Annotated in this window: 20 protein-coding genes and 1 pseudogene; 12 read left to right on the plus strand and 9 right to left on the minus strand. The window is 56.2% G+C overall.

Annotated features, from left to right (window positions below; all coding sequences use genetic code 11):
• Positions 1-290: 290 nt before the first annotated feature.
• From AC2FGB_RS18340 to AC2FGB_RS18350, 3 genes are all read right to left on the minus strand, one after another.
• Positions 291-1,181 (minus strand): DUF2950 family protein, encoded by an 891-nt coding sequence (locus AC2FGB_RS18340; protein WP_496690423.1) that lies wholly within the window; start codon positions 1,179-1,181, stop codon positions 291-293.
• Position 1,182: 1 nt separating this feature from the next.
• Positions 1,183-2,511, minus strand: a complete 1,329-nt coding sequence (locus AC2FGB_RS18345; RefSeq protein WP_496694611.1) for a DUF3300 domain-containing protein — start codon at positions 2,509-2,511, stop codon at positions 1,183-1,185.
• 190 nt (positions 2,512-2,701) lie between these two features.
• Positions 2,702-3,538 carry an amino acid ABC transporter substrate-binding protein gene (locus tag AC2FGB_RS18350; RefSeq protein ID WP_496694610.1) on the minus strand — a complete coding sequence of 279 codons (837 nt, stop codon included), beginning with the start codon at positions 3,536-3,538 and terminating at the stop codon, positions 2,702-2,704.
• A 369-nt stretch (positions 3,539-3,907) separates the two neighbouring features.
• On the opposite strand from AC2FGB_RS18350, the gene AC2FGB_RS18355 reads away from it, so the two are divergent.
• The 3 genes and pseudogenes from AC2FGB_RS18355 to AC2FGB_RS18365 all read left to right on the plus strand — a co-directional run bounded on the left by AC2FGB_RS18355 (position 3,908) and on the right by AC2FGB_RS18365 (position 6,840).
• A complete protein-coding gene (locus AC2FGB_RS18355; RefSeq protein ID WP_496694609.1) occupies positions 3,908-4,780 on the plus strand; it encodes a hypothetical protein in 873 nt (290 codons plus the stop codon).
• Positions 4,777-5,541 carry a hypothetical protein gene (locus AC2FGB_RS18360; protein WP_271952058.1) on the plus strand — a complete coding sequence of 255 codons (765 nt, stop codon included), beginning with the start codon at positions 4,777-4,779 and terminating at the stop codon, positions 5,539-5,541. Before AC2FGB_RS18355 ends, AC2FGB_RS18360 begins: the two co-directional genes overlap by 4 nt.
• Before the next feature lie 292 nt (positions 5,542-5,833).
• Positions 5,834-6,840 (plus strand): annotated as a pseudogene (locus AC2FGB_RS18365) (DUF3604 domain-containing protein).
• On the opposite strand, the gene sfsA reads toward AC2FGB_RS18365, so the two are convergent.
• A complete protein-coding gene (gene sfsA, locus AC2FGB_RS18370) occupies positions 6,765-7,481 on the minus strand; it encodes a DNA/RNA nuclease SfsA (protein ID WP_282027886.1) in 717 nt (238 codons plus the stop codon). The pseudogene AC2FGB_RS18365 and the gene sfsA sit on opposite strands and share 76 nt — an antisense overlap.
• Positions 7,482-7,530: 49 nt before the next feature.
• Between sfsA and AC2FGB_RS18375 the strand changes: the two genes are divergently transcribed.
• The 4 genes from AC2FGB_RS18375 to AC2FGB_RS18390 are packed head-to-tail and all read left to right on the plus strand — an operon-like array spanning position 7,531 to position 10,446.
• Positions 7,531-8,253: a competence/damage-inducible protein A gene (locus tag AC2FGB_RS18375; protein WP_142640091.1), complete on the plus strand. Its 723-nt coding sequence runs from the start codon at positions 7,531-7,533 to the stop codon at positions 8,251-8,253.
• Positions 8,250-8,978, plus strand: a complete 729-nt coding sequence (locus AC2FGB_RS18380; protein WP_496694608.1) for a GNAT family N-acetyltransferase — start codon at positions 8,250-8,252, stop codon at positions 8,976-8,978. Before AC2FGB_RS18375 ends, AC2FGB_RS18380 begins: the two co-directional genes overlap by 4 nt.
• On the plus strand, positions 8,975-9,547 hold the full coding sequence (locus tag AC2FGB_RS18385) for a peroxidase-related enzyme (RefSeq protein ID WP_496694607.1): 573 nt from the start codon (positions 8,975-8,977) through the stop codon (positions 9,545-9,547). The genes AC2FGB_RS18380 and AC2FGB_RS18385 overlap by 4 nt, the downstream gene beginning before the upstream one ends.
• A complete protein-coding gene (locus AC2FGB_RS18390) occupies positions 9,544-10,446 on the plus strand; it encodes an OmpA family protein (protein ID WP_496694606.1) in 903 nt (300 codons plus the stop codon). Before AC2FGB_RS18385 ends, AC2FGB_RS18390 begins: the two co-directional genes overlap by 4 nt.
• Positions 10,447-10,449: 3 nt before the next feature.
• On the opposite strand, the gene AC2FGB_RS18395 is transcribed toward AC2FGB_RS18390, so the two are convergent.
• Positions 10,450-11,412 (minus strand): sodium-dependent bicarbonate transport family permease, encoded by a 963-nt coding sequence (locus tag AC2FGB_RS18395; RefSeq protein ID WP_281996023.1) that lies wholly within the window; start codon positions 11,410-11,412, stop codon positions 10,450-10,452.
• Between the two features lie 96 nt (positions 11,413-11,508).
• Here AC2FGB_RS18395 and AC2FGB_RS18400 point away from each other — a divergent pair, with 96 nt between their 5' ends.
• Positions 11,509-12,426, plus strand: a complete 918-nt coding sequence (locus AC2FGB_RS18400; protein ID WP_496694605.1) for a hydrogen peroxide-inducible genes activator — start codon at positions 11,509-11,511, stop codon at positions 12,424-12,426.
• 50 nt (positions 12,427-12,476) lie between these two features.
• Here AC2FGB_RS18400 and AC2FGB_RS18405 read toward each other — a convergent pair whose 3' ends face one another.
• Complete coding sequence (locus AC2FGB_RS18405) at positions 12,477-13,382, minus strand: LysR family transcriptional regulator (RefSeq protein WP_142639975.1); 906 nt, start codon at positions 13,380-13,382, stop codon at positions 12,477-12,479.
• 228 nt (positions 13,383-13,610) lie between these two features.
• Between AC2FGB_RS18405 and AC2FGB_RS18410 the strand changes: the two genes are divergently transcribed.
• Both AC2FGB_RS18410 and AC2FGB_RS18415 read left to right on the plus strand, forming a co-directional pair.
• Positions 13,611-14,051, plus strand: coding sequence for a DUF4399 domain-containing protein (locus tag AC2FGB_RS18410; RefSeq protein ID WP_281973795.1), 441 nt, complete (start codon positions 13,611-13,613; stop codon positions 14,049-14,051).
• Between the two features lie 127 nt (positions 14,052-14,178).
• Positions 14,179-14,787 carry a LysE family translocator gene (locus tag AC2FGB_RS18415; RefSeq protein WP_496694604.1) on the plus strand — a complete coding sequence of 203 codons (609 nt, stop codon included), beginning with the start codon at positions 14,179-14,181 and terminating at the stop codon, positions 14,785-14,787.
• Between the two features lie 51 nt (positions 14,788-14,838).
• Here the strand turns inward: AC2FGB_RS18415 and AC2FGB_RS18420 are convergent, their stop codons facing one another.
• Positions 14,839-16,866, minus strand: a complete 2,028-nt coding sequence (locus AC2FGB_RS18420; RefSeq protein ID WP_496694603.1) for an FAD-dependent oxidoreductase — start codon at positions 16,864-16,866, stop codon at positions 14,839-14,841.
• A gap of 138 nt (positions 16,867-17,004) precedes the next feature.
• Between AC2FGB_RS18420 and AC2FGB_RS18425 the strand changes: the two genes are divergently transcribed.
• Together AC2FGB_RS18425 and trhA are read left to right on the plus strand one after the other, a co-directional pair.
• Complete coding sequence (locus AC2FGB_RS18425) at positions 17,005-17,490, plus strand: RNA pyrophosphohydrolase (RefSeq protein ID WP_496690426.1); 486 nt, start codon at positions 17,005-17,007, stop codon at positions 17,488-17,490.
• A gap of 1 nt (position 17,491) precedes the next feature.
• Positions 17,492-18,139 (plus strand): PAQR family membrane homeostasis protein TrhA, encoded by a 648-nt coding sequence (trhA, locus tag AC2FGB_RS18430; protein WP_281996029.1) that lies wholly within the window; start codon positions 17,492-17,494, stop codon positions 18,137-18,139.
• A gap of 55 nt (positions 18,140-18,194) precedes the next feature.
• On the opposite strand, the gene AC2FGB_RS18435 is transcribed toward trhA, so the two are convergent.
• Both AC2FGB_RS18435 and nth read right to left on the minus strand, forming a co-directional pair.
• Positions 18,195-19,184 carry an adenosine kinase gene (locus AC2FGB_RS18435; protein ID WP_271952078.1) on the minus strand — a complete coding sequence of 330 codons (990 nt, stop codon included), beginning with the start codon at positions 19,182-19,184 and terminating at the stop codon, positions 18,195-18,197.
• Positions 19,181-19,825, minus strand: a complete 645-nt coding sequence (gene nth / locus AC2FGB_RS18440; protein ID WP_271952085.1) for an endonuclease III — start codon at positions 19,823-19,825, stop codon at positions 19,181-19,183. The genes AC2FGB_RS18435 and nth overlap by 4 nt, the downstream gene beginning before the upstream one ends.
• Positions 19,826-19,846: the final 21 nt, after the last annotated feature.

Below are 19,846 nucleotides of genomic sequence, written 5' to 3' on the forward strand. Positions count from 1 at the left end.
CAGGTGCCCGAAGGTCTTCCTCTCAGCAATCGCCATCGCAGCTCTCGTCATCTATTGGCTATGAGTCCTGACCCTAGCGGACAAAACGGCCATTCGGTCAAACCATAGCGGGCAAATTGGGTCGAATTGAATCAAGGGCAATTATTTCATCGAATAATTAGATTTCCCAAAATCGATCCTTCCCGAACCATTGCCACTTAAGTCGAGAATTGCATTCAATCTACACCTGCACGCGGCAACAAAGCGGTCAAACCAAAGCCCGGCAACAAAGCGTCGCCGCCAATCTAAATTTACTCGGCTGGTGACCAATTTGGGCCGGGATCATAGGTCGATATCTCAGCTGTTATTTCAAGCGTATCCGGCCCAAAGTCCGCTTCGAACACGGTGCCGTTTTCACCCACGAGAAAAGAATGGATACCCGTTTCTCCGTAGTCCGCAGGCACCGCAAGCAAGGCGTGACCCGCCACGAACCGATCGCCGACAAAATAGGAATAGGCACCACCCGGAGCATTTGGTCCCTGCCCCTGCAAAATTGCGAAGTAGTAACCGAGGAAAGGTTCGGGTTCGAAATCATCCGCACCGTCGCTCCACCCCGAGGCGGTGGCGCGGGCAAGGGCTTCACCGACAAAACTGTCTTCTTCTGGCCAGAAGAGGCCATTTCGTGCGCCGGGATCCGATATGATCGTTTGGGCAAATTCCATGACGCCATCGCCATTGTGGTCCACAAGACGAAACGCCGCCTGAAGATCAACATAGGCCTCAAGCGTTTCGATTACTTCCAATTCATTCAGTCCGATTTCACGGGCGGAAAGCTCCTCTACCCCGGCTTCTAAATCAAACTTCCAACCATTCTCAGCTTGCAGAATTGGGATCGGAAAGGGCCAACTATCTTCGCCAAGCAGAAGAAAAACCCCATCATCCTCGGGCTGAAAGCGGTATCCTTTAGCATACATGCCAAGCACTTCCTGCCTTCTTTGCTGATCTTCCACCGGATCACCCGTTCCGATTAGATCTTCTGCCTCTGGTCCGAAAATCTCGAGCAGCTTGTTCTGATCATCGGCCCTTAACGCTTCGACAAAAGCGTCCAGCGCGGTTTGCGGAGTTTCGAACAGGGCACCGTCGGAAAACGCCGGTCCTGTAGCCACTGCGATCACTAAAATAGAAAAAACAGATTTACGCATGTTACCGCCTCCCCTTGCCTTTGGCAGCATGTCCCCGTTTGGACGCCTTGTGAGCTTTGCCGCCTGAAGATTTTTTCTTCATAGCCTTACCTTTGGACGCAGCGGGTTTTTGCTGAGCCGTGGCCTTTTTTACCTGAGGTTTCTTAGCTGCTTGCGGTTTCTTTTTGACAGGCTTCTTCGCCGCATCTGGCCGTTTAGTCCGATCGATGGCCTGCTGCTTGGCAGCAGCCTTGTCCCGATCAACGTTACCGCGATTCACCTGCGGCAAGGACTTGCCCCCACTACCTCGATTGGCCAGAGCACCGCTCGCGATAGCCCCCGCCCCTGCACCAGCTGCAACTGCTGCCGCGCCTCCCCTGCTAATGTCTGCAGCACCGGATTCACGGCTCAGTTTTGCGCGGAGTTCGTCCGTGCGACCCTCGGGGCGGTTGACAGGCAGGTCGCCGCGACCACCTTCCGGCCTTTTGTGATCAGCGATCTTGTCCCGGGCTTCCTTTTTTCGGTCAGGATCGGGTTTCCATCCGATATCAGTTCGGTCACCAAGATCTATATCGTTACCGATATTGACGTTGCCGTCGACGTCTATGTCGATGTCCGGGTTTCTGTATATCGGGCCACCGCCCCATCCGCCGCAATTCCGGCACCCCCAATAGTCATACCAATCGTCGTCATCGTCGAAAATCTCGTCGATCAGCGCCACGGTGCCAAATGTCAGCAAGGCCGCGCCCACTACGTCCCCGGTCGACGGGCCGGTATAGACAGTCTCGGGATTATATTGCGGGACGTACACTGTTTCGGGTTGTGTCGGAGTAATTACAACCGTTTCTTCATCAGATACCTCGACAGTTTGCTCGGGCCCGGAAACAAGAGCTCCGCTGTCAATTGCCTGATCCCGCATTACCTGCACCGCATCCAGTACATCGTCGGACTGGGCCAGCATGGCGGTGCCGACTGTCTCGGTCCAATCGATGTGGGTGGCCATTTGACCGACGACTTCGGGGAACGCCGTGGCCAATACACTTACAGACGGATCCCAGCCCATAGCTTCGATTTCCGGCTCGAGCTCTACGGGGTCGCGGTCGGCGTTATCCAACAAATACCGTTCTGCCTTAACAATCTCCAGTGGCTGAGTGGCCGCAACAAATATCTGTATGAGTAGAGTGTCGGGAAAAAGAGCCACCGGGGCGACCAAAGTTTGCAACTCAGCATCAGATAGAAGGTCGGATGAAGTCTCAGACGTAACTTCCGTTGCAACAGTATCGGACGCCTCTTGTGCAAACAGGGCGTTAGATGCGCTTAAACTGAGAGCAAATATTGTATATCTAAACATATTGCGATCCTTCAATTTATCGAAGGATCGCCTAAGACCGTGATTCTGGCAACTGGCCTGCCAAATGGAGGATCATTTAGTAAAACATGGTCATTGGTCAAGCTGGCTTGAGCGGTCAATTTGCTTACAAGGCCAGCTTCTATGGCGCAGGGCGATTAACTCCCAACAAAACTGTTTTGCGCGACAAGCCTCAGGGATTAATGGGGGCGAAAACATACAGAGCTTTTAGTGCTTCGCTCGGCTCCACCCCCGGCAAAGCGAGACGAAATATCTCTTCCATTGTGCCCTGAGCATACATTTCTGACAGAATACTATCGACAACGAATCGAAAGTTATCATCACCCCTCGCAATAGCCAATCCTTGCTTTTCTATCGTCAGTATTTCCTGGGATAGTTTGAATTTGCCCTTTAGCCCCGCAGCAATGTAGTTGACCAGCAAAATCGACTGATCTGCAAAATAGGCGTCAATTTCACCGTCTCGAAGTGCTTTGATACCGTCTGGGTGTGAAGCGAACCGCACCATTTCTGCGTCGATACCTGCAGCTTCAAATGAATTCAGAACGGACGCTTCTGTTGTTGTGCTGCTTCTCATTCCAACCTTCTTTCCCGCGAGTGCACCCAAGGTGCCTTCAGCCTCGATTGGTAACAATATGGACGTGCCATCGACATAAGTTGGAATTGAGAAATCAACAATTTCGCGTCGGGAAAGTGTAATCGACGCTGCCCCGCAGAGCATATCCACCTCTCCGGAAGCTACTTTGTCGAAACGATCCTTAGAGTCGACCGGAATGAACTGAACATTCAAATCCTTCAATTCCAGTTTCTGCGCAATTACCTTCGCTACATGATCGCAAATCAACGGTGACAGACCAAACGGGCGACCTTGGTCGTTAATGTAAGACAACGGAGCAGCATCTGTTCGAAAACCAAATCGGATTTCGTTGTTTTTTGTTATCCTGTCGATTGTTTGGGCAACCGCGCCGGTTGTGAATAGAACCGTCACAATAAGTATAGAAAGCAAGCGCATGGTTTTTCCCTCTTTAGTGGCGTAACACCCTTGTGGAGGTGAAAAGCACCCTGTGTCGAGAGTAAAACACATTGTGTCGCCTAGGAGTCGGTTTGTTGATGAGAGGTGCTGGCATGGCGACGAATCGAAAGTATACCCTCGCAATATTGGCAGATGCCCGAATGCATCTGCTCCTTCTCAGGGCTTAACGCGAGAGAAAAGTCTTGTGGGCAGAGCTTATGCTCGAAGTTTCAAAGGACCCGCGTCAACTGCAAGTCGTTGCGACAACACAACACCGCACCAGTATATTTTCGTGGTGCAAACTGTTGACCTTCGCCGTGACGCTGTACGGTAGGGTTGATATTCAACGGTGAGGTTGAGCGAAGGGTAATGGGAATAGAACTACAACGGAGTTTGGCGGAACTTGGGGCGCGTAAAACCGTACCTTTTGCCTTTGTGTGTTTGCTGTTCATCGCATCCTGTGCAACCACGAACCCAGAACTTTTGAAGTCCGAGTTGAACGCTCGACCCAGTGCACAGAATGCGTCGCCAAGCGACTACGCCGGGGAAGTACAATTTAGCATCTCAAACAAGATTCCCGCTCGTGGGAAAAACCTACCTTACACATTTAACGCGGGCATCAGCAGTGTTACGTCAACGCGCCTAGGTTTCCGGGGGCTCTTAGATCTGCGAGAAATCCAAGTCCAAGCGCCCGCGCTTCTGTCGGGTAGTCTGGAACAAAGTTGCTCTTTGAATGTTGACTTTGAACTCGACGACGCCCGCGCCAGCGGTGATCTCATTGAACTCGTAGGCTCAGTGGACGTCGAGCTTTATCGTTGTCGAAACGAAGAATCCGAGGGGACCAACGGGCGTGGAGTACGCTTTATCTCGACGACTGTTGGGATCGCCGCAGCGGCACGCGCCAATGTTCAAGATCAATGCGTTCACTTTGATCTTGCCGACGTCGTGCTTCAACCTACCGGGTTTGTCGGCGGGTTGGTTAATCTAATTGGCCTCACGGAGCGTGTCGAGGAGGTCGTTCTCACCAAGGCAAAGGAGTTCACCGAAGAGAATGTGATTTGTCCGGAGATGCCTTCGGAGCTTTCTTCGTTGAATCCGGTTTTCGACGCCGGCGGTACACGAGAAATTGGTGACGGTGGCATCGGTGTTGCGTTGAGCGGCTCAATCGACACTAGTGCGATGACGATGATGGAACTCCTGGCGGTTATGCAATCTCGCGGTATTGTTGGGGGTGCGGGATGATGGATCGGATCTTTCTTCTGATACTAGCTACTGCCGGGCTTTTCGGAACCGCGCTGCTGGCTGAAGAGGTTACCTTCGAAGCAAACGGGGACGTCAAGCTAGGAGATCTTGAGTTTCCCGTTGATCTGGCATTGAGACTAAAAGATGTGAACGCGACAAGGATCTCAATCGAAAGTGTCATAGACCTACGCCGGGCAAACGAAATACTTGTTGAGGAACTTAAACGAGCCGCGTTTGTAGATGTCTGCAACGCACTGATCGGCGTGACCGAAGCAACGGCCCGTGCCGACGATACAGTGATTTCGCTAAGTGGGAGGATCGAAGCAGAGCTTTTCCGATGCGAAAGCCGCAGCGACGGTGGATCTATACGCGGCGAGAACACTTTCGCTGGTGGTTTGACGGTGGGTGCTTCCGCTTCGGCCGAATTCAAAGATGACTGCCTTTTTTTCCGTTTGGATGACCTGAGACTTGCTCCGGATCAACTCACCGAGTCGTCCGATGCAAAGGGCAATGTCGAAAAGGTTCGGCAGGTATTCATCGAGACCGCGAACGCAATACTTCAAAGAAACCCGGTATGCCCAGAACTACCTCCCGAACTTGTCTCTCTCTCGCCAACTTACGACGCCGGTGGCACACGGGAGTTAGGGGAAGGTGGCGTCGGACTGTTCTTCCGAGGTTCAATCGAAACGAGTACTGAGGCAATTATTGACATCCTTCAGGTACTCCAGTCGAAGAAGGTGCTTCCACCTCCGCCCCGCTGAACCTAGCCAACGGCTTAGTGCGGTAGATAGAATCTAATTATTTCGAAGAACAAGAACGAGTCGTAGAAATATGCATTTAACGTAGCATCATTCGTGCAATAGATGAGGTCGAAAATGACCCGTTTTGCATCTGTTCTTACCATTTTGCTTGCTTTTTGCGCCCATGCCGAGGACATCCCGAGCACTCAACGCGGCGACAGGCAGTATTCACTTTATCCACGGCAGAGCTTTCCCAATCAGGTCTTTTTTTGGCGACACTCATTTGCATACGTCCTACTCTGCAGATGCCGGAATGATCGGCAATGTGCTAGGCCCTGATGAAGCGTACCGCTTTGCCAAGGACGAGGTGGTGATATCCAGCACCGGTGTCGAAGCTAGGCTGCGCTGACCATTGGACTTTTTGGTGGTTGCCGATCACGCTGAGAACTTGGGTCTCGTGCCGCTGTTGGCAGCGAAAGACGCCACACTTCTCATGACTGAGTTTGGGCAACAACTTAACGCTGCCGTTGAACCCACTGCGAACCCGGTCCGCTTCGAAGAAGTCGTGGACGGCATCGGTGGGGACGAGAAGGTTGCCCAATATGCATGGCAAACTTCGGCGTCGGGAATGGCGGCGGTTTGGGCAAGAGAAAACACACGCGAGGCCATTTGGCACGCTCTTGCTCGGAAAGAAGTCTACGCAACCACAGGTCCGCGCATGCGCGTTCGCGTTTTTGCCGGATACGATTTTGAAGAAACGGACCTGCCGCGTGCAGATTTTGCCGCGTATGGATATGAAAGAGGCGTCCCGATGGAGCCAATCTAGACCGCATTCAAATCGTCAAAGGGTGGTTAAATAGCGACGGGACAACTTCGGAACATGTTTACGATTTATCTTGCGGCGGGCGCGAACTAGTGAACGCGAAGTGTGACGGGCCCGTTGGCGACACCGTTGACGTTGAGAGTGCAACTTGGACAAACGATATTGGTCAGGCAATTCTATCCGAGTATTGGAAAGACCCCGATTACGATCCGGAACAAAGCTCTTTCTACTATGCCAGAGTGTTGGCAATACTAACGCCACGTTGGACAACATACGATGCCAAAGTGCTCGGAACGGAGATCCCTGACGAAGCCCCACGGTCGATACAAGAGAGGCATACACATCGTCAATCTGGCAGGAACGATTATTATAAGGCTGAAACCAGAATTTACTTAGTCCGCTTTGGGCTCAAACTACCCCTTCAACGCTTCTGCATGAACAATTGGCTTTCGGTCACGTTTACCCAAACCCCTTCAGGCGATATCCGTGTGCCATAGACCAGTTTCTCGACACCCCTAGCTTGCGCCGCCTCGAACGCCGCTGCATAGGTCGGGTCGATATCTGCGGCCAATGCAATTCGCTCACAATCAGTGCGCTGGACCAGATACAGCAGGATTGCGCGATGCCCCTGGTCCACCATAGCTGTCAGTTCCCCTAGATGTTTGGTTCCGCGCGCTGTGACGCTGTCGGGGAATTCGGCCAGACCAAGTTCGCGAGACAGGGTCACGCATTTGACCTCGACATAAGCGTCCTGAAGGCTTGGCTGGGTCAGCAGGAAATCAACGCGGCTGTTCTCGCCGTATTTCACCTCGGGGCGCACAGTTTCATACATTGCCAGTTCGGGGATCTCCCGCGCGATCAATGCCGCGCGCAACGCCCGGTTCGGGACGGATGTATCTACGCCGGTGAAATGCCCGTTTTCGTGATCGACCAGCCGCCAGCCATATTTCAGCTTTTTCTTCGGGTCGTCATTGGGCTCCAACCATATTTTCTCGCCCGGTTCGGCCAGTCCCATCATCGAGCCGGGATTGGCGCAATGCGCTGTCACCTCGCGCCCGTCCTCAAGCCTGCAATCGGCCAGAAAGCGTTTATAGCGGCGGATCAGGTGGGCGGGGACAAGAGGGGTTTCAAATCGCATGCTTCAGGGCCTATACCTGCGGAAAGGGTCGATCAAGGGGGCGCAGGCCATGCAAAATCCAACCGCAGCCATGCTGGTGATCGGGGATGAAATCCTGTCGGGTCGCACCCGCGATGCAAACATGCATTATCTCGCGCAGGAGCTGACCAAGCAGGGGATCGACCTGAAAGAGGTCCGTGTGGTCAGCGATGACGCCGCTACAATCGAAGCCGCCGTTCAGGCGTTGTCGGCAAAGTTTGATCATGTCTTCACCAGCGGCGGGATTGGACCGACCCATGATGATATCACCGCCGATTGCATCGCCCGTGCCTTTGGCGCGCATATCGACATCCGCGACGATGCCCGCGCTTTGCTTGAAGCGCATTACGAGAAATCCGGGCTGGAACTGAACGCTGCCCGTTTGCGCATGGCGCGCATCCCTGATGGTGCCACGCTGATCGACAATCCGGTGTCGACTGCGCCAGGCTTTACCATCGGCAATGTTCATGTGATGGCTGGGGTGCCCTCGGTCTTTCAGGCGATGGTGGCGAGTGTATTGCCGGGTCTGACCGGCGGTGTTCCTCTGCTGTCCCAAACCTTACGGGTGGATCGCGGCGAAGGCGATATCGCCGCCCCCCTTGCGGCACTCGCAGCGGATTTTCAGGATCTGTCCATCGGGTGTTATCCGTTTCAGATCAACGGTGTGTTTGGCGCCAATGTGGTCATTCGCGGAACCGAAGGTGCCCGGATCGACGCGGCCTCAACCCGGTTGGCGAAAGAGCTTGGTCTTTGAGCGTTACCTGGCCTGACGTCGTCGAGGGTACATGGCCATCTGCGCAGCGCCAAAAGCTGGGGCCGTTTCTGGTGCGTCAGGGTCTGGGCGGCGGATCGCGGGTAAGTGCGGCCAATGCGCTGGGGCCTGCCTCGGATGAGGATATTGCGGCGGCCGAGGTCGCGATGCAGGCACTGGGACAAAAGCGCATCTTTTGCCTGTGGCCAGGGGACGAGGCGCTGGATACGCAGCTTGAAGGCCGGGGCTATTCCGTGTTGGATCCGGTCAATATTTACACCTGCCCGGTTGAGCATCTGACTGATCTTCCGCTCCCCCGCGTAACGGTGTTCTCGATATGGGAGCCGCTGGCAATCATGCGTGAGATCTGGGCCGAGGGCGGGATTGGACCAGAGCGGCTGGCCGTGATGGAGCGAGCCCCGGGTCCAAAGACCGGCCTGCTGCTTCGCTATAGTGACCAACCTGCTGGTACTGGATTTGTTGCGATGCATGGGGACGTGGCCATGGTCCACGCACTTGAGATTTTGCCCGCTCATCGCCGTCAGGGCCTGGGCCAATGGGCGATGCGCGCGGCTGCGCTCTGGGCACAGGATCAGGACGCCGGGACGCTCAGCGTGATTTGCACCAAGGCGAATGCGGGGGCCAATGGCCTTTATCGCGCGCTTGGGATGGAGCTTGCCGGAGAATACCATTACCGTCAGCTGGCTGAAGGAGAGAACCCAAAGTGACCGATCTTGCCCTGCCCACCGCGCTGAACCTTCCGATGGCTGATCCGCTGCCGCCCGAGACGCAGAAATACTTCGACATTTGCGTCGAAAAGCTGGGGTTTGTGCCCAATGTCCTGCGGGCCTATGCCTTTGACATCGACAAGCTGAACGCGTTCACCGCGATGTATAACGATCTGATGCTGGCCGATAGCGGGCTGTCCAAGCTCGAGCGTGAGATGATCGCGGTGGTCGTGTCGGCAATAAACAAGTGTTTCTATTGCCTTGTCGCACATGGTGCGGCTGTCAGGCAGTTGTCCGGTGATCCGCAGCTGGGTGAAATGTTGATCATGAACTACCGGGTTGCGCCTTTGGATCAGCGGCAGCGTGCCATGCTGGATTTCGCGGCTAAAATGACCACCGAAAGCACCAAGATCGAAGAGCCCGACCGACAGGCTTTGCGCGATGCCGGGTTTAGCGACCGCGATATCTGGGACATTGCCAATGTGACCGGCTTTTTCAACATGTCGAACCGTGTTGCAAGCGCGACCGCGATGGCCCCCAACCCCGAGTATCACGCCCAATCCCGATGATCCGCCGCCTCGCCATATTCCTGTTGCTCATTGCGTCGCCCGTTGTCGGCCAAGAGCTGACGCTGCCTTCGGGCGCGCGTCTGGTCAGCGACCGCACAAGCCCGCTCGACAGCTATGACCTGCCCACCGGCCCCTACGTCGACGGGGTGGTCCCGGCGCGCCGGGTCGAAGGGCGGGTCGAGCGCTATACCTGGCGGCTGCAGGCCGGGTCCAGCACCACTTTGCAGCTGCTCGCCCCGTTGCGGGAACAGATCAAAGCCCAGGGGTATGAGGTTCTCTTTGACTGCGACGCCCGCAGTTGCGGTGGCTTCGATTTTCGCTTTGGAACCGAGGTTGTCCCGACGCCTGACATGTATGTGGCCATCCAGGACTATCGCTTTTTGTCCGCTGCCAAGGGCGACGAAGTCCTGAGCCTTTTGGTCAGCCGAAACCCGCCCGATGGCTATGTGCAGATGATCCGCGTGTCACCTGAGAGGGCCGAGGCCGCGCCTCCGCTGGTGATCGAAGAAGAGGTCGATCAGGCGCAGGGGCTGTTGGCAGAGCTTGCCCAAGAGGGCCACGTGATTCTGGGCGATCTGCATTTCCGCACGGGCGAAATAACCCTGGGTGAGGGGCCTTTCGGCTCTCTGAATGAGATTGCGCAGTATTTGTCGGACAATCCCGGAACGCGGCTGGCTCTGGTCGGGCACACGGATGATACCGGCGCACTCGAGGCCAATATTTCGGTCAGCACGGGCCGGGCGCAAACCGTGCGCGCCCGGCTGATCGAGAAATACGGCGTGGCCGCCGACCGGGTCGAGGCGCGGGGGATTGGTTATCTGGCCCCGATCACCTCGAATGCAACGCCCGAAGGTCGCGAACTCAACCGCCGGGTCGAGGCGGTTCTGCTGATCAACTGATCCCTACATCACCCACCACAGGTACAGCGGCAGCCCGATCGTGATGTTGAACGGGAAGGACACACCCAGCGACAGGGTCAGATAAATCCCGGCCTCGGCCTTTGGCAGCGCGATCTTCATCGCCGCGGGCACAGCGATATACGAGGCGGATGCAGACAGGACCATGAACAGGAACAGGCTGCCTTCGGGCAGGCCGATCACCGCCCCGACCACCCAGGCCATCGCAGCGCCGATCAGGGGCATCAGCATTCCAAAGGCAAACAGACCCAGCGAGAGCTTGTCGCGGTTCTTGATCAGGCTGCGCCCTGCGGAAATGCCCATATCCAGAAGGAAAAGGCACAGGATGCCGGTGAAGGGTGTGACGATGAAGGGCGCAATCATCTGCATCCCTTCGCCACCCGTAATAGCGCCAATTAGAAAGGCCCCGGTCAACAGGACAATCGACCCGTTTGCCAACAGATCGCGCCACAGCCCATTGTCATTGACGCCCTTGCTGCTGGTTTTATGCGCCAGCCAAAGGGCCGAAAGGATGGCGGGAACCTCCATCGCGGCGGCGACAGCAACCATGAAGCCGTCATGATCAAGACCCACCAAATCCAGCAGGCTGGTTGCGGTGACGAAGGTCACGATTGAGATTGACCCATAATGCCCGGCAACAGCCGCCGCATTCAACGCGTCCAGCCGTGTCATGACCCGGAGCAGGCCGAATGCCACAAAGGGGATGACAAAAGACAACGCCACACCGCCTAGCAAAGTCAGGAACAGATCCATGGGGATGCCATGCTCGGCCAGGCTGCTGCCGCCTTTGAAGCCGATGGCCAGCAGCAGATACAGCGACATGAACTTGGCTGCCCCACCGGGGATCGACAGATCGCTGCGGGCAAAAGCCGCGAGCAGCCCGAGGACGAAGAAAAGGATGGTTGGGACCAGCAAGTTGCTGGAAAGGGTTTCGATTACGCTGGGCATTTTGGCTCCTGTCCCGATTTCACGGGCTAAGTGCCTTGCCTATTTTTGTTATCCAAATATTATCTTTCTAATTTTTGGATAGTTTAAAGCTATGAAGTGCGCCCAACACTAAGGCAACTGGAATATATCGTTACGGTCAGCCGACTGGGTCGATTTGGATTGGCAGCTGAGGTTCTGAATGTCAGCCAGCCCAGCCTCTCGGCGCAAATTGCCTCTGTAGAACAAGAACTTGGCCTGCGCATCTTTGATCGTAACCGGGGTGGTGTTCAGGTGACTGCCAAAGGCGAAGAGTTCATCGAACGCGCCCAGAAGGTCCTTGCCGAAGTCCGGGATCTGCGCCACGCGATGAGCAGCGAGACACCGGTCTCAGGACGGCTAAGGCTGGGCGTGTTGCCCTCAATCGGGCCCTACCTGCTGCCTCAGGTCATCAAAAAGGTCCATCAGGACCGCCCCGGTCTGCGCATTGTCGTGCGCGAGGAAAACACCCGTGATCTGGAACAAGGACTTAAATCTGGTCGGTTTGATCTGATCCTTTCCACGCCCGAGGATCACCCGAACACAATCCAGCAGCGCTTGTTCAACGAGACTCTGTGGATTGGAGTTGCCGTAGACGATGTGCTGTCAAATGATACGTATGGTGTTACGGCTCAAGACTTGCGCGACCGGCTGATCCTGACCTTGGACCAAAGCCACCGTCTGTCCCGGATCGTCTATGCGCTGGCGGCGGAATGCGGTGGGGTTGTGTCGGATGAATACGAGGGGACCACGCTTGATTCCATTGTACTGATGGCGGCCTCGGGGGTTGGGGTTGCGGTGTTGCCGGACCTGTATGCAAGACGTCAGGGGATTTACCGCGATGAGGTCCATTTGCGCCCGTTGACTATAACAAATGCCAACCGCGATATCGCGCTTCTTTCTCGCAGAAAAGAAGCTGATCTGCCCGGACAGAATATCCTGATCCAATCCTTGCGTACGGTCGCGCAGAGTATGGGGCTGGCCGTGTTCAGCGAATAAAAAAAGGCCCACACTACTTGTGCGGGCCGTTCAGTTTCCACCGGGAGAAATTACCAGTCCATCGGGCCTTTTTCGTTGAAGGCATCGACGAGGAAATCAATGAATGCCCGCACCTTGGGCTGCGTAAAGCGACCGGGCGGGTAGACGGCATAAACGCCTTGCACTTCATCGGGCAGCGACGGCATTGCGTCGACAACTTCGCCCGACTTCAGCGCGTCGGAATAGAGATAGCTGGGCAGATGCGCGATCCCAAGCCCTGAGACCGCAGCGTTCAACAAGGATTGCCCATCATTCACGCTGAGCCACCCGGCGGTGCGAACCTGACGTTTTTCACCCGAAGGTGCGGTCAGTTTCCACACATTGCCCGAAGACTGGCTGGAATAATGTAACAGCTTGTGTTCGTTCAGGTCGTCGATCTTTTGCGGACGCCCGAATTTCTCGATATAGGTGGGCGCGGCGACCATCCGCTTGACGGTTTCGGTCAGCTTGCGGGCGCGCAATGTGCTGTCTTCCAGCTCACCAATCCGCACGGCAACGTCGAACCCTTCCGAGATCAGCTCAACATAGCGATTGTTCAGCACCATATTCACCGTGATGTCGGGATAGGCAGCTAGAAATCCCGACAGAACCGGAGATAGGTGATTCACGCCGAAATCTGTCGCCACACTGATCCGCAGCAGACCAGAGGGGGCAGATTGCATCGAGGTGACCAGCGCATCAGCCTCGCCCGCGTCATTCAGAACGCGGCGGGCCCGGTCATAATAGGCCAGCCCGATTTCGGTTGGTGACACGCGGCGCGTCGTGCGGTTCAGAAGTCTTGCGCCCAGGCGTGCTTCCAGGCTGGAAACGTGCTTGGACACAGCCGATTTTGAGATGCCCATTTTCTTGGCCGCGTCGGTGAAACCGCCTTGGTCCACCACGTTGGCGAAGGCTTCCATTTCGGTCAGTCGGTCCATTCTTGTTCCCCAGGTGTAGGTTCTTTAACTGATCTTTACGTCAAATCTGGGCGGAAACAGGGCGGACATGGGATAATATCAGGGATTTGAATCGGATCGTTTGCGCTGGGGAAACTCTGAAACAGTGGTTTCCATATGGGCCACAAGCCTTTTGACAACGGGTATCCTCGATTTCGGGCCGAAACATGCTACCATGAGGATGGCAAATTTGTGACAACGGAGAAGATTATGAAAGCTGTTTTAGCTATTGCCGCAACCTGCCTGTCGGCGACATTTGCTCTGGCCGGGGGTGAAACACCATCAAACCCCGAAGCGCAGGTCTATTTTGTGAAATTGTCTGACGGCGACGTTGTCCAATCTCCGGTCACCGTGGTCTTTGGCCTCAGCGGCATGGGGGTCGCGCCGGCGGGTACTGAAAAGGAAAACACCGGGCATCATCATCTGCTGATCGACCGACCGCCTTTGGGGCAGGGAGAGGACGGTGCGGATGAGTTGTCTTATGGTCTGCCCGCGGATGACAATCATATCCATTTTGGCGGCGGTCAGACCGAGGTGACGCTGGAAATGGCTGCAGGCGAACATACGCTTCAGCTAGTGCTGGGCGATGCAGGTCATGTACCGCATTCCACGCCCATCGTGTCCGAGGTGATTACGATAACCGTTGAATAAGCGATAAGAGACTTCTGCTGTTAGTATCCGGTGGGCTTTCAGGAATGTCGCCGGGCCACAGTGATGTATGGCGTTTACTTTTCCTTTCGAACCGGAAATCCTGCGTGCTAGGAAAAGGAGGGCCAGGATGTCGACAGAGTTCCTACTGACGTCTCTGATCGTTGTGCTTTTACCGGGCACCGGCGCGATCTATACGCTTGCGGTTGGGTTGGGGCGTGGCTTTTGGGCCAGTTTTGCGGCGGCGATTGGCTGTACCATAGGGATCGTACCTGCTGCGCTGGCCAGTATCGTCGGTCTTGCGGCCCTGCTGCATACCAGCGCGCTGGCCTTTCTGGTGCTAAAATACCTTGGGGTGCTGTATCTGTTTTACATGGCCTGGGGGATCGTCCGGCAAGGCGGAGCATTGGATGTACAGAGCCAGAAACCCGCAAAAGGGTATGTGAAGATTGCACTCACAGGCACCTTGATCAATGTGTTGAACCCCAAGCTATCTTTGTTCTTTCTGGCCTTTCTGCCGCAATTCATTCCCGCCGGTACGGGTGCCGCCGAAGCAGAGCTGATCAAGTTGGCCTTGTCCTTCATGGTCATGACCTTTGTCGTCTTTGTTGGCTATGGCGCTTTCGCGGCGGTGGCACGCGACTATGTGATCCAGCGGCCCACTGTCATGGCTTGGGTCAGGCGCTGTTTCGCCGGCGCCTTTGGGGCATTGGGTGCAAAGCTGGCGCTGGCCGACTGACCCCAGTACCAGCAGAGTGATTGGCCCGGTTCTGGACCGGGCCAAGGCATATCAGAAAGTGGTTGCCAGCCGCGTGCCCTGATTGATGGCCCGTTTGGCGTCCAATTCGGCTGCAACATCCGCGCCGCCGATCACATGTGGGGTGATGCCACGTTCGATCAACGTATCGGCCAGGCTGCGGTCCGAGATCTGGCCCGAGCACAGAACAATCGTATCCACCGCAATTACTGTCGGGTTCTCGCGTGCTTCGCCGAAACTCACATGCAGCCCGTCATCGTCGATCCGCTCATAATTCACGCCACCGACGAAATTGACGTTTTTCATCTTCAGCGTTGCGCGATGAATCCAGCCGGTGGTCTTGCCCAACCCTTTGCCATGGGCTTGCGCCTTGCGCTGCAGCAAAGTCACCTGGCGCGCGGGGGCGGCAGGTTGTGGCCCTTCAGGCGCCAGCCCCGAGCGATGCTCGGCCGGGTCGGTAACGCCCCATTCCTTCATCCAGGCAGGCAAGTCGGTGGTGATGCTGTGGCCTTCTTCCAGCAGGAATTCGGACACGTCAAAGCCGATCCCACCTGCTCCGATCACGGCCACTGATTGGCCAACCGGGGTCTTGTGGCGCAGGACGTCGATATAATCGACGACATTGTCTCGGTCCTGACCAGGGATTTTCGGATCACGCGGAACGACACCGGTGGCAATTACCACCTCGTCATAGCCGGCCAGATCATCGGCGCCCACTTCACGCTCAAGCTCGACCTTAACGCCCAAATCGGCAATCATGGCGCGGTACCAGTCGACCAGACCCCAGAATTCCTCTTTGCCCGGAACCTGCTTGGCCATGTTCAACTGGCCGCCGATCTCACGGGCACGGTCAAAAATGGTCACGTCATGGCCACGCTGCGCGGCGGTCATTGCGGTGGACAGGCCTGCCGGGCCCGCCCCTACGATGGCGATTTTCTTGACGCTGTCGGCCTGTGTGATCACCAGTTCGGTTTCGTGACAAGCGCGCGGGTTTACCAGGCACGAGGTCAGTTTGCCCTGGAATGTGTGATCCAGACAGGCCTGGTTGCAAGCGATGCAGGGTGCAATCGTCGCCGCCTCAGCAGCGATGGCTTTGTTGACGAAATCCGCATCTGCCAGCATCGGGCGGGCCAGCGAAACCATGTCGGCGCACCCCGTGGCAAGAACTTCTTCGGCGACTTCCGGCGTGTTAATCCGGTTCGACGTGATGACCGGGATCGAGACCTTGCCCATCAGCTTTTTGGTCACCCAAGCAAAGGCCGCGCGCGGAACGCTGGTGGCAATGGTGGGAATCCGCGCCTCGTGCCAGCCGATGCCGGTGTTGATGATCGTGGCGCCGGCCTGTTCGATCCGCTGCGCCAGTTCCACAACCTCATCATGAGTAGATCCGTTGGGAACCAGGTCAATCATCGACAAGCGGTAGATGATGATGAATTCCGTGCCGACGGCCTCGCGCGTGCGGCGGACAACTTCGATCGGCAAGCGCATCCGGTTCTCGTAAGAGCCACCCCAACGGTCCTCGCGCTTGTTGGTGTGAGTCACCAGAAACTGGTTGAGGAAATACCCTTCGGACCCCATTATCTCGACCCCGTCATAGCCCGCTTTCTGGGCCAGGACCGCGGCGTTCACGATATCGCTGATCTGTTTCTCGATACCCTCTTCGTCCAGTTCGGTCGGCGGGAACGGAGAGATCGGAGATTTCACAGGGCTGGGTGCGACACATTTCGGCCCATAGGCATAGCGCCCCGCATGCAGGATCTGCATCGCGATCTTGCCACCGGCCTCATGCACCCGTTGGGTGACGATGGAGTGGTTTGCCACTTCTTTGTCGTTGGTCATCATTGATGCCCCCGGCAGTACCGAACCTTCAAGATTTGGTCCGATCCCACCAGTCACCATCAGCGCCACGCCACCGCGCGCGCGGTCGGCATAGAACTCGGCCACCCGATTCCAATCGCCGGTCTCCTCAAGCCCGGTATGCATCGAGCCCATCAGCACGCGGTTCTTCAGCGTGGTAAAGCCCAGATCCAGCGGGGCCAGCATGTTTGGGTATGCAGTCATCCAGAACTCTCCCTTATAGAATTTGGCTGCCAGATTGACCTTCGCGTCATCTTTGTCACGCGAAACCTAACGTCATACCCTTTGCCTTGGGCCCGCTGCTTGTTACAGACGCTCCAAAGCATGTTCACGAGGCCGCGTATGACCCCCGAAGAGATTGCCAAACTGCCCTACCGCCCCTGCGTCGGGCTGATGTTGATGAATGCCGAGGGTAAGATATTCGTCGGCCAGCGCAACGACCGCCACAAGGACGCCTGGCAGATGCCTCAGGGTGGTGTGGACCAGGGTGAAGACCCGCGCGATGCGGCGCTGCGCGAGCTGTGGGAAGAAACCGGCGTCACGGCAGATCTGGTCGAGATCATCGCCGAGACCGAGGGGTGGTTGCCCTATGATCTGCCGCATGACATCGTGCCGAAGATCTGGAAAGGTCGGTATCGGGGTCAAGAGCAGAAATGGTATCTGATGCGGTTCTCTGGCCGCGACGATCAGATCAACATTCAGACTGAGCATCCCGAATTCACCCGCTGGAAATGGCAGGAACCGGACCAGCTGGTTGCCGAAATCGTGCCGTTCAAACGCGACGTGTATGAACGCGTGGTTGCAGCGTTTTCGGATCACCTGAACTGACATGATCCCACAGACCTATCCCAGTCCGGACCCATGCCACCGCCGCGCCGATCTGGTCGTGCATCTTATCGGTCTGGCGTTGATTTTGACCGCTGGCGGAGCGCTGATCCGCAAATCGTACCTGATGCTCGACAGCGGGCTTATTCTTGCGGTTCTGGTTTATGTAGCCTGTGCGTTGGGCTCTAATCTGGCCTCGTGTTTTTATCACTTTTCCCGCTGGCACCAGCGTCGGCAGCTGCTGCGACGCATAGACCATGCCGCAATCTATTCCAGTATCTGCGGCACCTTCACACCCTTTTTCCTGCTGGCCGGTACCGGCTGGACCATGACTTTGCTCTGGTTGTGCTGGGGGCTGACTGTGGTGGCCATCTGGAACAAGATCGCCAACAAGACGGTCAAGTCCCGATGGTCAACAGCATCCTATCTGGGTCTGGGCGCGCTGGGGCTGTGCGCCATACCCGATCTGAAAGATGTCCCCGTTTCAGTCCTGTGGTGCATTCTGGCCGGGGCGGCAAGCTACGTGATCGGCACAGTCTTTTATGCCCGCAAGACACTGCCTTTCCGCTATGCGATTTGGCACACTTGGGTCAATCTTGGTGGCATATTCATGTTCGTAGGCGTCTGGATCGCCCTGTTCGTGCAGAGATAACCGTGAGGGGAGGGACTCTGCCCCTCCCACAAACTATAGGCCAGTCCTGATCCGATTAAAGCAAGCCGCCCTGCTTGAGCAAATCGATCATATCCGCCTTGGGGCGCGGGCCGATATGGCTGATCACCTCTCGGGCGCAGACATTGCCCATCTTGGCGCAGGTCTCATAGTCGCGCCCGGTGGCCATGCCAAACAGGAACCCGGCTGCGAATTGGTCGCCTGCGCCGGTGGCGTCGACGGGAACGATTTTTTCCACCGGAATGTCAAAGCGCTGACCTTCATTCAGCACAGTTACCCCGTCGCCTGACCGGGTGCAGACCACCAGAGGGCAGATATCGGCGGTTTTCGCCAGTGCATCCTCAAGATCGTCGGTTTCGAACAGGGATTTGATCTCGGCCTCGTTGCCGATCACAAAATCCAGTTCATTTTCGATCAGCAGCAGGAAATCGACCCGGTGCCGTTCAACGCAGAACGGGTCAGAAATGGCGATCCCGGCCTTGCCGCCGCCCTTGTGGCAATCCCGTGCGGCCTGAAGGAACGCAGCTTTGCCTTTTTCCTTGTCGAACAAATAGCCTTCAAGGAACATGATCTGGCTGTTACCCGCGACCCCGGCTGACACATCCGCCGAGGAAAGCTCCGAGGAAATCCCCAGATAGGTGTTCATCGACCGTTCACCGTCGGGTGAGACAAAAATCATCGAGCGCGAGGTCGGAAGCTCTCCACCCGGTACGGGCGGGTTCACGAAATCCACACCGTCCTCGTGCATCGCCTCTGCGTAGAATCGTCCCAACGCATCATCATGTACGCGTCCGATAAAGGCTGCGCTCAGTCCCAGTGCGCCGGCACCGGCAATCGTGTTCGCAACGGATCCGCCCGGCGTTTGCACGCGGCCTTCCATAGCGGCGTAAAGAAGTTCACCCCGCTCCTGTTCTATCAGCTGCATGATGCCCTTCTCGATGCCCATCAGTTCCAGAAAACTGTCATCGGCCTGAGAGATCACGTCCACAACGGCGTTTCCAATACCGGTGAGCTGGTAGGTTTTCATAGGTTCTTGTCCTCGAATTGGCAGAGATCGCGGATGATACAGGTTCCGCACATAGGTTTGCGTGCTTTGCAGTGATACCGGCCATGCAAGATAAGCCAGTGATGTGCGTGCAGTTGGAAGTCGGTCGGGATGTTATCTTCGATTGCGCGTTCAACCGCATCCACATGTTTTCCCGGGCAGATGCCTGTTCGGTTTCCGACACGAAAAATATGCGTATCCACGGCCTGCGCCGGATAGCGCCACCACATGTTCAACACCACATTGGCGGTCTTACGCCCGACGCCCGGCAGCGATTGCAACGCGGCGCGGGAATTGGGAACTTCGCCGTCATACTCTTCGACCAGAATACGGCTGAGCTTGATAACGTTCTTTGCCTTTTGGCGGAATAGACCGATGGTTTTGATATGCTCGATCAGGCCATCTTCGCCCAGATCCAGCATCTTTTGCGGGGTGTCAGCGGTTTTGAAAAGGGCGCGCGTAGCCTTGTTGACGCCGACATCGGTGGCCTGTGCAGACAGCGCCACCGCTACGACCAGAGTATAGACATTCACATGCTCTAGCTCACCCTCAGGTTCCGGGTCAGCCTGCTGAAAGCGGGTAAAAATCTCTCGGATAGTGTGGTAATCAAGTTGCTTGGCCATGCGGCGACGTATGCACGTATT

It is taken from the genome of Ruegeria sp. CDSC021 (genome assembly GCF_059610845.1).